This window comes from uncultured Bradyrhizobium sp. (assembly GCF_947648125.1).
Taxonomy (GTDB): domain Bacteria; phylum Pseudomonadota; class Alphaproteobacteria; order Rhizobiales; family Xanthobacteraceae; genus Bradyrhizobium.
This window is the reverse complement of record NZ_CANSMR010000017.1, coordinates 143,691-157,031: the sequence shown is the minus strand read 5'-3', so window position 1 is coordinate 157,031 and position 13,341 is coordinate 143,691. Positions and strand designations below refer to the sequence as shown.

General features: G+C 60.1%; 16 protein-coding genes and 1 tRNA gene. 7 read left to right on the top strand and 10 right to left on the bottom strand.

The annotated features are described in order from the left end of the window. Positions 1-2 precede the first annotated feature (2 nt). Together Q0030_RS26890 and Q0030_RS26885 are read left to right on the top strand one after the other, a co-directional pair. The gene (locus tag Q0030_RS26890) at positions 3-209 is read left to right on the top strand and encodes a hypothetical protein (RefSeq protein WP_298373863.1); all 207 of its coding nucleotides are present in this window, start codon (positions 3-5) and stop codon (positions 207-209) included. A 22-nt stretch (positions 210-231) separates the two neighbouring features. Next, on the top strand, positions 232-654 hold the full coding sequence (locus Q0030_RS26885) for a CAP domain-containing protein (RefSeq protein ID WP_298373861.1): 423 nt from the start codon (positions 232-234) through the stop codon (positions 652-654). On the opposite strand, the gene Q0030_RS26880 is transcribed toward Q0030_RS26885, so the two are convergent. The 3 genes from Q0030_RS26880 to Q0030_RS26870 form a co-directional block, all read right to left on the bottom strand. Next, the gene (locus Q0030_RS26880) at positions 644-1,306 is read right to left on the bottom strand and encodes a hypothetical protein (RefSeq protein WP_298373912.1); all 663 of its coding nucleotides are present in this window, start codon (positions 1,304-1,306) and stop codon (positions 644-646) included. The genes Q0030_RS26885 and Q0030_RS26880 overlap by 11 nt on opposite strands. A gap of 214 nt (positions 1,307-1,520) precedes the next feature. After that, positions 1,521-2,618, bottom strand: a complete 1,098-nt coding sequence (locus Q0030_RS26875; RefSeq protein WP_298373859.1) for a hypothetical protein — start codon at positions 2,616-2,618, stop codon at positions 1,521-1,523. A gap of 207 nt (positions 2,619-2,825) precedes the next feature. Next, positions 2,826-3,476: a TetR/AcrR family transcriptional regulator gene (locus Q0030_RS26870; RefSeq protein ID WP_298373857.1), complete on the bottom strand. Its 651-nt coding sequence runs from the start codon at positions 3,474-3,476 to the stop codon at positions 2,826-2,828. An 85-nt stretch (positions 3,477-3,561) separates the two neighbouring features. Here Q0030_RS26870 and Q0030_RS26865 point away from each other — a divergent pair, with 85 nt between their 5' ends. Together Q0030_RS26865 and Q0030_RS26860 are read left to right on the top strand one after the other, a co-directional pair. After that, positions 3,562-5,067, top strand: a complete 1,506-nt coding sequence (locus Q0030_RS26865) for an NAD(P)/FAD-dependent oxidoreductase (protein WP_298373855.1) — start codon at positions 3,562-3,564, stop codon at positions 5,065-5,067. Between the two features lie 208 nt (positions 5,068-5,275). After that, a tRNA-Arg gene (locus Q0030_RS26860) sits at positions 5,276-5,352 on the top strand. Between the two features lie 70 nt (positions 5,353-5,422). Here Q0030_RS26860 and Q0030_RS26855 read toward each other — a convergent pair. From Q0030_RS26855 to Q0030_RS26830, 6 genes are all read right to left on the bottom strand, one after another. Beyond that, positions 5,423-6,565: a hypothetical protein gene (locus Q0030_RS26855; RefSeq protein WP_298373852.1), complete on the bottom strand. Its 1,143-nt coding sequence runs from the start codon at positions 6,563-6,565 to the stop codon at positions 5,423-5,425. 14 nt (positions 6,566-6,579) lie between these two features. Beyond that, on the bottom strand, positions 6,580-6,756 hold the full coding sequence (locus Q0030_RS26850) for a hypothetical protein (protein ID WP_298373849.1): 177 nt from the start codon (positions 6,754-6,756) through the stop codon (positions 6,580-6,582). Continuing rightward, a complete protein-coding gene (locus Q0030_RS26845) occupies positions 6,756-7,973 on the bottom strand; it encodes a DUF3102 domain-containing protein (RefSeq protein ID WP_298373846.1) in 1,218 nt (405 codons plus the stop codon). The genes Q0030_RS26850 and Q0030_RS26845 overlap by 1 nt, the downstream gene beginning before the upstream one ends. After that, the gene (locus Q0030_RS26840) at positions 7,970-8,239 is read right to left on the bottom strand and encodes a hypothetical protein (RefSeq protein ID WP_298373843.1); all 270 of its coding nucleotides are present in this window, start codon (positions 8,237-8,239) and stop codon (positions 7,970-7,972) included. The genes Q0030_RS26845 and Q0030_RS26840 overlap by 4 nt, the downstream gene beginning before the upstream one ends. Next, positions 8,240-8,416 carry an Arc domain-containing protein gene (locus tag Q0030_RS26835; RefSeq protein ID WP_298373841.1) on the bottom strand — a complete coding sequence of 59 codons (177 nt, stop codon included), beginning with the start codon at positions 8,414-8,416 and terminating at the stop codon, positions 8,240-8,242. 180 nt (positions 8,417-8,596) lie between these two features. Next, positions 8,597-9,046: a hypothetical protein gene (locus Q0030_RS26830; protein ID WP_298373838.1), complete on the bottom strand. Its 450-nt coding sequence runs from the start codon at positions 9,044-9,046 to the stop codon at positions 8,597-8,599. 483 nt (positions 9,047-9,529) lie between these two features. Here Q0030_RS26830 and Q0030_RS26825 point away from each other — a divergent pair, with 483 nt between their 5' ends. Together Q0030_RS26825 and Q0030_RS26820 are read left to right on the top strand one after the other, a co-directional pair. After that, a complete protein-coding gene (locus Q0030_RS26825) occupies positions 9,530-10,549 on the top strand; it encodes a hypothetical protein (protein ID WP_298373837.1) in 1,020 nt (339 codons plus the stop codon). Between the two features lie 251 nt (positions 10,550-10,800). After that, positions 10,801-11,193, top strand: a complete 393-nt coding sequence (locus Q0030_RS26820) for a hypothetical protein (RefSeq protein WP_298373834.1) — start codon at positions 10,801-10,803, stop codon at positions 11,191-11,193. A gap of 46 nt (positions 11,194-11,239) precedes the next feature. Here the strand turns inward: Q0030_RS26820 and Q0030_RS26815 are convergent, their stop codons facing one another. Next, a complete protein-coding gene (locus tag Q0030_RS26815; protein ID WP_298373831.1) occupies positions 11,240-12,832 on the bottom strand; it encodes a recombinase family protein in 1,593 nt (530 codons plus the stop codon). Positions 12,833-13,040: 208 nt separating this feature from the next. Here Q0030_RS26815 and Q0030_RS26810 point away from each other — a divergent pair, with 208 nt between their 5' ends. Continuing rightward, positions 13,041-13,256 (top strand): hypothetical protein, encoded by a 216-nt coding sequence (locus Q0030_RS26810; RefSeq protein ID WP_298373828.1) that lies wholly within the window; start codon positions 13,041-13,043, stop codon positions 13,254-13,256. The last annotated feature ends 85 nt before the right edge of the window (positions 13,257-13,341 follow it).

Genomic DNA, 13,341 nt, shown 5'->3' with positions numbered 1-13,341 from the left:
TCATGAAACGATCCTGCATCATGCTGCTCACGCTTGCTGCGCTCGCAGCCGGCCCGGTTAGCGCCGCGCCGCCGACCGTGACGCCTTCGCCGGGCTACGATGCGCGTCTGCAGGAGCAGCGCGCGGCGGCCGCGGCATCGAGCCGATCGGCTGGGCCTGCGCACAAACCGGTTACGCCTCGACACCACAAGCGCGGTCGCGCGCACTGATCCATCGCAGAGAAGACCTCAGATGAAGCTGCTGTTCCTCGCGCTCACCTTCGTGCTCGGCATCACGACGGCGGCAAGCGCCGCCGACTATTCCGGTTCGATTAGTGCCTACCGGCGCGCCAATCATATGCCCGCGGTGAAGCTCGACGCGAAGCTGAATGCGATGGCGCTGAAGCAGGCGCAGGCGATGTCGGCGACCGGATCGGTCAGCCACTCCGCGGGCGGCAGCTTCTTCACCCGCATCGCTCCGCTGAAGAAGCAGCGCGCCGCGGAAAATATCGGCGCCGGCTTTATCGCCTTCGCCGAAATGCTGAAGCAGTGGGAGAACTCGGCGGGGCATCGCGAGAATCTCTTGATGCCAGGCGCAAAGCGCGTGGGTGTGGCCTTCGTCGACAACCCGAAGTCGCCGTACCGCAGGTTCTGGGCGATGGTGATTACCGATTGACGTCGGTTCGCTTCGCAATCTTGGTCGGCGGCGGAGATGCCGGCGTGAACAGTTTCTTCAGGCCGTCCAATCCTTCGGAAAGCCGCGGCCATTCGCAGGAGAACGTACCCTTTACGCAACTCGCCGCCTGCGGCCGTACCCTGGGAAGGGGGGCAGCAGCAACCCGCGGCTTGGCTGGGCGTGCGGCGGGGACTTTCGCAGTCTCATGGCGCGCCGGCTCATTGTGCAATGACGCCTGCTGGATCTGCGGCGGCCGCACCGGCTGCTTTTCCTGCCGCTCGAGCTGCTTGGCATTGAACGCCGCGACGATGCTGGAGCGACGCTCCTTCTCGAGATAGCCGGTATATTCCTGGTCGATCTTCTTCTGCTCGTCCGGTGTTGGATTGGGGCCGGCGATGTCGAAGCTGCGATCCTGCATGAAGTCGTAGTAGGTGTAGCCGCCGCCGGGCTTGCGGCGTCCGGCAAACTTGGCATTGCAGTCGGCGAGTTGCGCGGTCTTGTCTTCCCTGGACTTCGCCTTCTCGGCGAGGTCGGCGCAATCCTCGAAATCCTTCGGCGCGCTGCGCCACCATTGCGCGTGCGCGCTCAACGGCGCCAGCGCGAACGCGGCGACGAAAGTGGCAACAGCCAACGTCGATGATCGTGACGGCATCACGGACATTGCAACCAAATCCGAACGACACAGAGTGAGCAGATTGTCGCCATTTTAGAGACGCTTGTCACCTGGAACCGGACGATTTCCCTGATCATTTAAGTCGCAGATCGGCCGTTTGGCCTGATCGATAATCGCTGTACGCAATTGCAATGTTTCAAGAATTCTTGCCGTAACGGCGCGCCGGAAATTGGAACAATTCGCCTCGAATAGTTCATTTCACTCTATGCAGCAATGCGACGAGTTCCGCCTGCCGATGCGTGCCGGTTTTCTGGAAAATCGTCTTGAGCTGATTGCGCGCGGTGGCGAGGGCAATGCCGGCTTCCTGTGCGGCCGCCTCAACCGAATCGCCGCGCGCAAGTCGCGTGGCGAGGCGCGCCTGCGCCGGCGTCAGCTCGAACGCCGCCGCCAGCAGCGCCTGATCGAACGCGGCGTTGCCCTCGAGATCGCGGATCAACAGGATCGCGCGCGCGCCCAGGAACGGTGAGCGTGCGGCGGGAGGCACCGGCTGCATCTGGATCACGATCGGCCGCTTGTCGATCCTGCGCACCACGATCGGCGATGTCGGGAGCGGATGCAGGTCCGAGCTGTGGGCCAGCAGATCAATCAGCCTGGCCAGATCGGCATTGGCCTGCCGGTCGAGCAGGGTGAGGCGGTTGTTGCGGATCGCAAGGTCATGGCCGAGGCAGGCTTCCGCCTGGCCGTTCATGCCGATGACGGCGCCGAAGCGGCCGACGGCAATCGCCGCGACCTGGATCAGGTCGAGCGCGCCGGTGATGCCCGAGAGCGCAGAGCGGCCGACCACGGTGGACAGCGTCGCGGCTTCAGTGAGCCGCGCCGACACGCGCGAGAGCGCCTTGACCTCGTCGGCATCGAACATGCCTTCCTTCGGTGAGCGCTGGATGCTCAGCGCCCACAATGCCGGGCCGGCGCGGAAGCCGATCGCGGCAAACCATTTCAGCCCGAACTCGCCGAGCGTCGCGTAAAGCGGATCGCGCAGCATCTCGGCTTCGGACTCGAACAGGTCCGCATCGGTGATGATATCGACGCCGGCGTGCATCAGCGGCACGCCGCGTGCCGCGCGGATGTCGGTGAGATGAAGATTGTGCGGGAAATAGGTCTTGGTGAAATAGTCGGAGATCGATTCCGAGCGCGGAATGTCTTCGGTGCGGATATCGCTCTGAAGCATCGCAGCCCCGGTCGCGCCGACCGCGCCGCAGACCTCGTCCATGAAGGACGGCCAGGTCGTCGGATCGAGAACCACGTCGCCGAGGCGCGCGGTCACATCGTCAAGCCTGTGCAGGTCGACCAAAGGCTCAGCTCCGCCCTATGCAGAGTTCGGTTGTTTCGTAGAGCGAAACAGGTCGCGCCTGCTTTCGCCCGGTACCGTGCATAAGAGAACCCGGCGCGCCCGACATGCAAGCGAAATCGACGGTGCGGCCAAGCGCCCGGCCTGCAAACCCTGGCGAAACATCATCGAAAATCGGCGGGTTCGGCCGGCCGCCCGATCCGGCCGCTGCTACGCCGAGCGCAAATCCTGGCGGCGATCGGCCTCGGTCAATGCCACGCGGCAGAAGCTGGCGGCGATCGCGACGACGTCCGCGACGGCTTGCGGATATTGCTTCGAGACCCAGCGCAGCGCGATCGAGATGACCGCGCCGACCATGCCGATCGAGAGCAGCGTGGCAGCCGCGGCTTTGTCACCGTGTTTGGGATCGAGCGTCGGCGGCACCAGGATGTCGCTGAAGACGTGCAGGGCGTCGACTTTGACGGCATCGACCGCCGGGCTGATGCCGGAAATCTCGAGCAGAAAGACCCGCGCGGGCTTCGGGTGCTCCTTCAGCCGGGTAAAATACAGCGTCAGCGCGGCGCGCAGCCTCATCTCGGCATCGTCGCCGGCCGCCGCCGCGGCTGCCGTCATCTCCTCGTGGAGGTGGCCGACGACATGGTTGTAGGCGGCGATCAGCAGGGCTTCGCTGTTGGAAAAGGATTCGTAGAAATAGCGTTCGGTGAGCTCGGCCGCCTCGCAGATCGCTTTCACGGTCGCGCCGCGATAGCCGACCTCGCCGTAGACCTCGATCGCCGCGTCGATCAGCTTCAGCCGCCGCTCGGCGCGGCGTTCCTCGGCGTCCATACCGCCATAGAGGCGGGCTTTCCGGCTGCTTGCCATGAAAAGTGTATTGACACGAGCCATTGTCAGATGTCAAGTTATCTGACAATACGAATTGTCAATTCTGCCGCGGGAGGGTCAGGGCATGTCTGCTCATTTCGACGTATTGATCGTGGGTGCCGGGCTGTCGGGCATCGGTGCCGGCTATCATCTGCAGACCAATTGTCCGGACCGCAGCTACGCCATTCTCGAAGGCCGCGATTGCATCGGCGGGACCTGGGACCTGTTCCGCTATCCCGGCATCCGCTCCGACTCCGACATGTACACGCTCGGCTATTCGTTCCGGCCGTGGACCGAGCCGAAGGCGATCGCCGATGGCCCGTCGATCCTGAATTATGTGCGCGAGACCGCGCGCGTGTACGGCATCGACAAGAAGATCCGCTTCAACCACCGCGTCGTGCGTGCCGACTGGTCGTCGGCCGAGTCGCAATGGACAGTTGAGGTCGAGCGCGGGCCGGAGCAGACGATCGAGCGTCTTACCTGCAATTTCCTGTTCATGTGCAGCGGCTACTACAAATATGAGCACGGCTACACGCCGGACTTCCCCGGCATTGCCGATTTCGCCGGCCGCGTCGTCCATCCGCAGAAGTGGACCGACGACATCGACTATGCCGGCAAGAACGTCGTGGTGATCGGCAGCGGCGCGACCGCGGTGACGCTGGTGCCGGAAATGGCCAAGACCGCCGCCCACGTCACGATGCTGCAGCGTTCTCCGACCTATGTCGTGGCGCGGCCGGACGAGGATAAGGTCGCCAACTGGCTGCGGGCGCGGCTGCCGGCAAAACTCGCCTACGGCCTGACGCGCTGGAAGAACGTGCTGTTCGGCATGTATTTCTACCGGCTCTGCAAGCGCGATCCCGAGCGCGTCAAGAAGCTGATCCTCGGCGGCGTGCGCCATGCGCTCGGCCCGGACTACGACGTCGCCACGCATTTTACGCCGAGCTACAATCCGTGGGACCAGCGGCTCTGCCTGGTGCCGAACGGCGATCTCTTTCAATCGCTGCGCAGCGGCGGCTCGTCTGTCGTGACCGACCAGATCGAGACCTTCACGCCCGGCGGCATCAAGCTCAAGAGCGGCAATGTCCTCGACGCCGACGTCGTGGTGACCGCGACCGGCCTCGATCTGCAGGTGCTCGGCGGGCTCGAGATCAAGGTCGACGGCGCGCCGGTCGATCTGTCGAAGACCATGAACTACAAGGGGCTGATGTATTCGGGCGTGCCGAATCTTGCCGCGGCGTTCGGCTACACCAACGCGTCATGGACGCTGAAATGCGACCTGACCTGCGAATATGTCTGCCGCATGCTCAACCACATGAAGGCGCACGGCTACGCGCAAGTGACGCCGCGGCGGAACGATCCGACCGTGACCGAGCTGCCCTGGGTGGATTTCTCCTCGGGCTATATCCAGCGCGCCGCCGCCAGGTTCCCCAAACAGGGCTCGCGCCGGCCGTGGCGGCTCTACCAGAATTATGCGCTCGATATCATGACGCTGCGCTTCGGCTCGCTGAAGGATGAGGCGATCGAGTTTCTGCCGGCGCGTCGGGCCAGCACGGCCGATGCTGGCGCGAAGCCGGCCCGGCAGGTGGCGTAACGACGACACGAACAAATCCGCTCAACTTCGCGCGCGCCTCGAGCAGCGGTCAGAACCGCTGCTCTAGCTTCTTGTTTTGACGCGTTTTCTTCACGCGAACCGGTGCCCACTTCGCTCGAACACGCTCTAGTGCGGCGCGGGCTGGCGATCACCCGGCGCCTCTGCTATGGGATGGCGGCGCCCGCATGTGCTTCGCTGCGGGCGGTGCGGTCCCGTAGCTCAGCCGGATAGAGCGACGGTTTCCTAAACCGTAGGTCGGAAGTTCGAGTCTTCCCGGGATCGCCATACCAAAATGGTCTTGCATATTTTTCAATAGCTTAATGTTGCGTTAGTCACCACGATGGCCGGGCGTTAGTCACTCTACTGTTCCCGCGCTGTTCGCCAGCTTCGACATCGCGGCGTCGGCGGCGCGTTCCTGCTCAACCTCCTCCAGGTATTCTTGCAGTTGGTCGAGACTGCTATGACCGCTGACGGCCATCATCTCGACACCGGTGCAGCCGGCGTGCGCCAGCATCCGCAGCGCCGCCTTGCGCAGACCATGGGCGCGGAAGTTGCGGACCTTGCCGTCATCACACAAGACCGGCTTCAGGTCGGCAGCACGGCACCACCGGGCGAAGCAATTACCGAAGGCGGCGGCGGAGGCGAACGCCTTGCCGTATTCGTTCACGATGAACGTCAGCACGCCATCGGCGCGGGTCTTGTTAGGGATCGCATCGATCGCTGCCTGCAGCGTCGGCATGATCTTGATCGAGAGCAGCTTGCCGGTGCTGCGTTTAGTCTTGTTCGGTCGCCAGACCAGCTTGTCGCCTTTCTCGGTGCGCTTGATGTGTTGCTGCCCGATCAGGTGTGCATCGAGCCGTCGCGCGGCGATGTTTAGTAGGAGCTCCAGAGCGAGCCGGGCCACAGTGCCAAGCCTGTGGCGCTTTCGATACTGTTCAACCTGCGGCTCGAGCCAGGTCATGTGCCCCATGCTTTTCGGCCCGTCGACTTTGAGGACCTCGATCTCCTTGGTTGGATCTGACGATAAGAACTTCTGAGCGACCGCGTAGCGGATGAAGCCTCGGATCGCGGTGAGTGCGTTTTTCTGTGCGTTGGCGGTCTTGCCGGCGAGGAAGTCGCGAACCGGCTTCTCCCGTAAGGTGGCGATCCTGTTATCGCCATAACGTCGACCGGCGGGCGTTTTGTGCGCGGCGAAGCGTTCAAGGATGGGGCGCCAAGTGTTCTGGGTTTCTTGCGCCAGCGCTTTCTCGAATGCGTCACTTCTAAAGAATGCCAGCATCACGGCATCTATCGTGCCAGCCTTGGCCTTGCCCTTCCCGATCTCCGCAGGGCTGCCGCCGGTCTTGGCGACCAATTCATGGTAGCGATCCATGAACTCTTGGGAGCCGGGCCGGCCCTTGATCGAGGTGCGCTTGTGACCCTTGCGGCGGAAAACGTGTCGGCGTTTGCCGCGGCTGTCGGTGAAGCTGTTGACGTACTCCAGCTTGATCTCGGCCATGGGCCGCGCCTCCGCTACTCCCATTCGGAGTCGATCGCATCCGGGGGTTTGGGCACAACCGACGGCGCCTCAAGGTACACGACGATCTTCCCGTCAACCAGCTCGATCCGCCCGGCCAAACCGGCCTTCGCCAAGGTCTTCACTGCCTTGGCGAGGTCGCACTGCCTGAAGGTCTGGCGAGCGCGGCTCATCAGGCCGCCCCTGCCTTCCGCCGATCTAGCTCCGTCGAGGTCAGTGGCACGGTCTTCACTGTCGTGGTCGGCGTGGTGCTGGTCTCCTTCGGCTTGCCGTGCTGCTCGACGGCAGCCTTGGCTGCGTCGAGCGTGTCGAAACAACCCATCATATGGTCGGGTGACCAGCACTCGCCGGGTCGCTTGCGGGACAGCGTGAAGTTCGATCCGGTGCCGGTGATCTTGAACTCAGCGGCCGGCGTAGTGGTGAGGTGGACCTTGCCGTCGACGGTGGTCGACCAGTTCAACGAGGTGGAGGTGTCCGGCGCGGTCTCTAGCGTGATGGTCTCCTTCGGCTTCGCTCTTTTTTCCTCAGCCTCGGCCCCCATCACTGCCATCAAGAAGTCGATGACGCCGCGCAACGTGTCGGTGTCGACCTTGCCCACGAAGCGCTTGGCCGGCTTCGTGCTTAACTCGGAGAGGGTTTCAACGGCATCGGAGAACTCATCCGCGCCAGCCCATTGTGTGGCGGAGTCAAACTTCTGAGGTTCCGGCGGCGTGGTTGCCGGTGGTAGTTCCGGCATCGGCCCATCGAGGGTAGACTCGGCCTCGTCCTCGGCTTTGCGTTCTGCCTCCCACTTCGCCTCCCTACGCGCTTGCTCGGCTTCCCATTGCGCGCGCTCTGTGTCCTCGTGCGCTTGCTCGATCTTGTCGACGATAGATTCAGCGATCTCGTCGGTTTCTGGATCACGCTCCAGGAGATCTGCGACAGCTTGCGGGTGCCAAGATTCCTCATTGAACTCGTCAAGCTTAACGAGCTTGGCAAGCGTTGCGTCTGGGTGATCACCGTGGCGATGTCGACCAATGCCGATCTTGATCACGCGATCTGCATCGGGGTGCGTGAGCCGCTTGTCGGCAGCATGCTTCGCCAGCTCCCGGATGACGGACGGCAGGTAGTCCGCATCCGCGCAATCTGCCAGCTTGTAGACGGTGCTCGCGGCCAGCTTCAAATTCCTCACTGTGGGGAATTTGACCCTCAGCCGCGCCGCGTTCATGTACCGTTCGGCGGTGCTTGCCGCATAGTCGAATTCGTTATCCAGCCATTCTAGCCACTGCCCATGTTCACACTGGTCCTTGGCCTCAATCAGAAGCTCGCCGATGTCGAAGATGTTGGTCCGCGCCAGCCCGTGGATGTCGTCAGCAATGATTTCGAGCGATCGGTTTTTTCGCTTAGTCATACGATGTACCTCCTACTGAAGGCGGCATCGCAAAGTGCAATAGCTTTTGGGTTGAGCTTGCCGCCGATCCGGAGCGACATGTTCAGCGGTGCAAGGTGGCCAAAGAGTCGGCCCCGTTCATAGCCCCATGCATCGACACTGATGCGCCAGTCGAAGGGAATGCCGCGCCGGACGTCTGAAAAACCCAACTCGAATGCCGGTGACGACATGATCCTGGTCGTAGTAGTTCGATGGGTTTTAACCTGTTGCTTGGTGCGGTTCATCATTCACGCCTCCAGGTCCAGCCGCTCGCGCTCGCGCACCGCATGCATCCTGTCCCTGACCGCCCGGACAATCTCGGATGTCATCGAACTTATGTTTTGCTTCGCCTGAACTTCGAGCCACAACCTGACATCGGCCGGAACGCGAATAATCATAGGCACGCAATCTTTGGATTTGTGCATTGGAAAGTTCCCGAAAAGCCGAAAATCATTTTGATAGTTCAAATATTGTCGGCGACTGTCGGAAAACAAGAAACGCAATGTCACAAACTCGCATGAACAAACGTTTAGGCACCGCAGAACGAAAAAGGCCGCCCATGTTGGCGGCCTCTTGTCGATGATGGTGATGGTGCTGTCGGCGTCCTAGGCGGCGCTGGCGACGTGCTCGGTGTATGTGCGCAGCGCCTCGGCCGTTAGTCGTTTCGTCAGGAATCGCGGGAGCTCGGCAATGCCGACGCGCTGAGCGTCGGCGCCCAACAAGAACAGATAGATTGGGAATTCTGGATCGTCGGGATCGATCCGTTCGATAATTTTGCTCTTGGCGTTGTAGCCAGCTGACGTGAACGCCTTGGCCGCGGCGATGCGCGGCTCCAGCTCGACCAGCTTTCTTACAAAGGCGTCCGAGGTCGCGCCGTGGTGCCTCATGCCGGCGAGATCGCCAGCATCCCGGCAACGGTCGATGCGTACCGCTGCCGTGCAAACAGCGCGACGGGCTGCGGCATGTTCGCCGAGCAAGGCGAACAACTCGCCTTCGGGGTTGTTGGTGGTCTTGGTGGTCTGGGTCTTCCTGGTGGTCTGGGTCTTCTTCGCCATGTTGGCCTCTTCCGTTGGAGTTGAACGCAAGCATTTCGCGGCGGCGCGTGCGCCGGCGGCATCAATTGCTTGGTCTCCTTTGGGAAGGGTCTGCGAAACCCGGAAGCAGGATTTCACCGATCTGGAAAACGGTCAACGAAAATGACCATGCACTTACATTAAACCGAATTGGTGAAATCGCGTGATCGCGCCGTCTCCGAAACGAGCTTGCCGCGGGCAATCCTTGCCGCGCGCCATCGCAGCCCTTTGGTGCGCGGTTTTCCTTTTGCTCCCACCGATGGGCGTGTCTGGCCCGCGAGCCGCGGGCGCCGGTGCGTTCAATCCCATCGGATGGACAAATCTGCCCGGCGAGGGCAGGGCGCACCACGGGGCAGGGCAGGTCCCCTGTGAATAGGTGGGATTGCAACCAAAGTTGCAAGGACTCGCCGTGCGCGTGTGCCATCGTGACACCTATCGATTCGATGCAAATCATGAGAGGAATTCGTGTTCAATCAGAAGGTCGTTTTCATCGTCGGCGCGGGCGCAAGCCGAGAATACAACTTTCCACTCGGCTCCGATCTGAAGGAGGCCATCGCTTCAGGAGTGCGTTTTCGATTCGAGCACGGCGGGAGTTACCTCACAGGTGGTAGCCAAGAGCTGCTCGATCATATTCGCCGTCACGTCAAGGGCGACGTCAAAAAAGCCAACGAATACACCCGAGCAGCGAATGCGCTCGCCGGAGCGATCCCATCTTTCGTTTCGATCGACGAGGCGTTGCACTACGTGAGTGACTCGCCTGAAGCGGTCGAGGTGGGAAAGATTGCGATAGTCGACCAAATTCTGAAGGCTGAGCGAGGCAGTTCACTTGCCTTCGATCAGAGGACCGGGCGACCGGGGCATCTGCCTGATGGCTGGATTGCGGAGCTATTTTCGATGGCGCTCGCCCAGACCCAGCGAAAGGACCTGAAATCGATCTTCAGCCACGCGAGCTTCATCAACTTCAATTATGACCGAGCGATTGAGCAGTTCATTTACTTTGCGCTCCAGGAGCGAGCATCCGCGACGCCTGATGAAGCGAGAGAAATTGTCGAGAATCTAAACATGCTGCGGCCGTATGGTTCAATCGGGCGGTTTGTACCTAACTACGGTGACCAATTCGCCTTTGGGACAACAGCCCACTTCGACCCCTTCTCGCGACTGCAAACTCTCGGAACGTACACTGACCAGAAGCCGATGCATGATCTGGCGGCGGCGAGCACGGCGCTGGCGCAAGCCAAGCTGATAATCATCTTGGGATTCGGCTACCACCCAACAAATGTGGACGTAATCAAGGTCACCACCGGCAACTGCGGCGCGCAGGTAATCGGGTCTGTGTTGGGCATCCATGGCACCAACCATTCATTGATTGCCAGTCACATCGGCAAGAATCTCAATATGAGTGCTAACGGCATCGAGTTGCACTCGATGAAAGCATCAGAGTTGCTGCAGGAATTTCGGCCAAGAATTTTGCGATTGTTGCAGTAGGCTTATTCACACCCCCGCTAGCGGAGTAGAGCCGCCCTTGCGCCACTCATCGAATGCTGGCAGCAGCGATTCCGTCATGTCGATTCGCATCTACCTCTCCGATCCGCTGACCTTGCTGCTGATCGTGTCGGTGATCACCCATGCTCGGAGATGCCAAGAGGACAAGGTGGTGACATGATACTTACGACTACCCCCAGTTGATCTTCCTCTTTCGTTGCAGTTAATGTCCGGTCGGCTGGGGGGAATTGTAAATGAGATTTTTAGGTATCGTCGCCGCGTGCGCGGTGTTGGCTGGCTGCGCTGCGTCCAAGCAGGAGGTGGTGACTAGGCTCGGCGATCAATACATCGGTCAGAACATCGATAGACTAGTGGTGCAGTTTGGCCCGCCAACCAGCACATTTAAGATGAACAGCGGTCAGTCTTCCTATGTCTGGCAGCTCTCCTCCGTGACCGACATCGAAACCGACCGAGGCTGGGGCACGGCGAGCACGCGCTATTGCAAGGTGAGCGTCATTACCTCGCCGACTGGGGTTGTCCAACAGCTCAACACCGAGGATTCGAACGCCGGATATGGCCTTGGCGGAGTCGTGGGTATGTACGGCAGCATTTGCGGCCAACGCTTGGGCATGAAACCGCAAAGTTAGCAGGCCGGTCTTCACGATTACCACTCTCACCAAGAATTACGCCCGCCTATGCGACCTTGGAAGCCTTGGTTCGTCCCCGCGAAAGCTTTCGATGTATCCCCATCGATAACGCATGTGGCGAATTGAAGATATCGAAACCAAGGCGATCTCGAGCTGCATCAGTGAATCTTACACCATCTCTCGTATCTGGTTTAACTAACCCTGTTTTCGGGATCAGTACGTAGTCGAGCACAGACTTCGCGTCGTCGGTTAGCCTGATGACAACTACCCACCGGCCAACCACCTTTCGAATGAATGGAATGCGGTACTGGTTTAAACATCCTGGATAGCGGTAAGCGCGAGCGACGCGAAAGTTCAGCAATACCTCCTTCCCGATGAAGAGTTGGTCCTCCGATGCTTTTGCTTTTCTTCCTAGCTTCTTGAGGTGCGCTCCGATCTCTCGACAGAGAGTTGCAATCTCCTCTGCCCAACTTTCTTTTGCATCAATGTATGTATGGTCTCGCTCAGAAGTGTAGCCGATGAGGCGGAAGGCCTCTCTGATTGACCCGAAGTGACGGATATAGGTGTGGAAACACGGTAGCCCGACGGTGCTGTTGATGATCCCAGTAGTCAGCCGCCCCCTTTTGCGAAGGGTCTTGCGCAATCGAGCCAGCATTTCAGTTTCTGATATTTCGACGCGCCTGCTAGCGAGAAGCTTTTGAACGCGCTCGAAGATGGAGGTGCTGATTATCGGATCGATGCATCCTTCGACCCTGATCCATTGATCAGGTGGATTGAAGACCCGGGGGCCCTTTAGCTTCCGCGACATACGATTGTAGACGAGGTTTCCAATGAAAGCCTCGTTCTTGAGAACTCGATAAACAAGGGCAGAGTTCCACGGATGGCCGGTAGATGACGCAACTTCACGACGATTTAGCTCTCTCGCAATCCATTCATCAGTCTTTCCCTTCAGACACTGCGCGAAGATCCATTTGACGATAGCGACCTCATGCGGCGGTCCCTGTCGAATCCTCACGCGATCCGATTGCAGAAACTTTACTTCGCCTTTCTCCAGGATCTGCCTCGGACGCTGCTTTTGATCGACCAGCTCGCGCCTAAGTCCGTAGGTTCTTGGAGCGCCTACTGAAAATCCTTGTCGAATAACCCGAGAGTGGCAGGCATGGACCCTGGCGGACAAATCGCGACTGAAGTCGGCCGCCAGCGTTCGCTTGATGTATTTGCCCAGAGTGGAAGCTGTGCTGAAGTCGTTTTTGAACTCCTCTGCGCAATACTCGACCTTGACGCCGGCATCCCGGCAGAGGAACTCATAGTGAGCACTTTCGTCCAGATCTTGAAAGCGTCCCCACCGACTAACGTCGTAGACAAGAAGCTGGCCATAGTCGGCTGCGCCCGTTGTGACGTCTCTTATCAGCCGTTGCAGGCCGGGTCGGTTTTTGATTTGAAGGCCACTTTTGCCTTCGTCTGCATAAGTCTCGACGATCGCTAGATGATGCGCGCTGGCGTAAGCCGCGATCAATGTCATCTGGTTTGCGATTGAGTAGACCTGCTTCTCCGTGGACATGCGGACGTACTGTGCCGCTCGCCTTTCCAGTTCACCTCGCGGAAGGTGATCCTTCCTTATCGTAAGCGCGTTTGTCATAGGCACCCCGACCGGACCAACTTACTCCAACACAGCGACGGCTTGAAGATAGGATTTCGTGCCTGAAGGCGTGGCAAGTTCGCCAAAGTCCAGCCTTGAAGAAATCACTTGCGCCGTCGGGCAACTCAGTGGTCCAATGATGTTATTCCGAAATCGGACCAATTGAACCGCCCGGCGCTCGCTCGCGCGGGTGAGCGAGGCTGTGCGCATGTCGAATGAGTTGAAGAACATCAGCCTGATCGAAGTAGTGAAACGCAACGGAGATTTTCGCAAGAACTACGGAATGGCGGTCGGTGCCGTCCTGTTTCTGCGATCAGTGAGTGCTGCCCGCGGCGACTCAGTTTTCTGGAAGGTCCTGGTCGCGATAGTGACTGCAGGCTTCGCAGCCGTTCTGCAGAAGCATGGTTGGCACCTTCCGTTCTAGCAGGCCACAGATGGTGCTGATGCAATAGGGTACGGCGCCTCCGCGGCGCCGCAATCAGTAAGGGATGGCACGCCTTGGGCCTGCG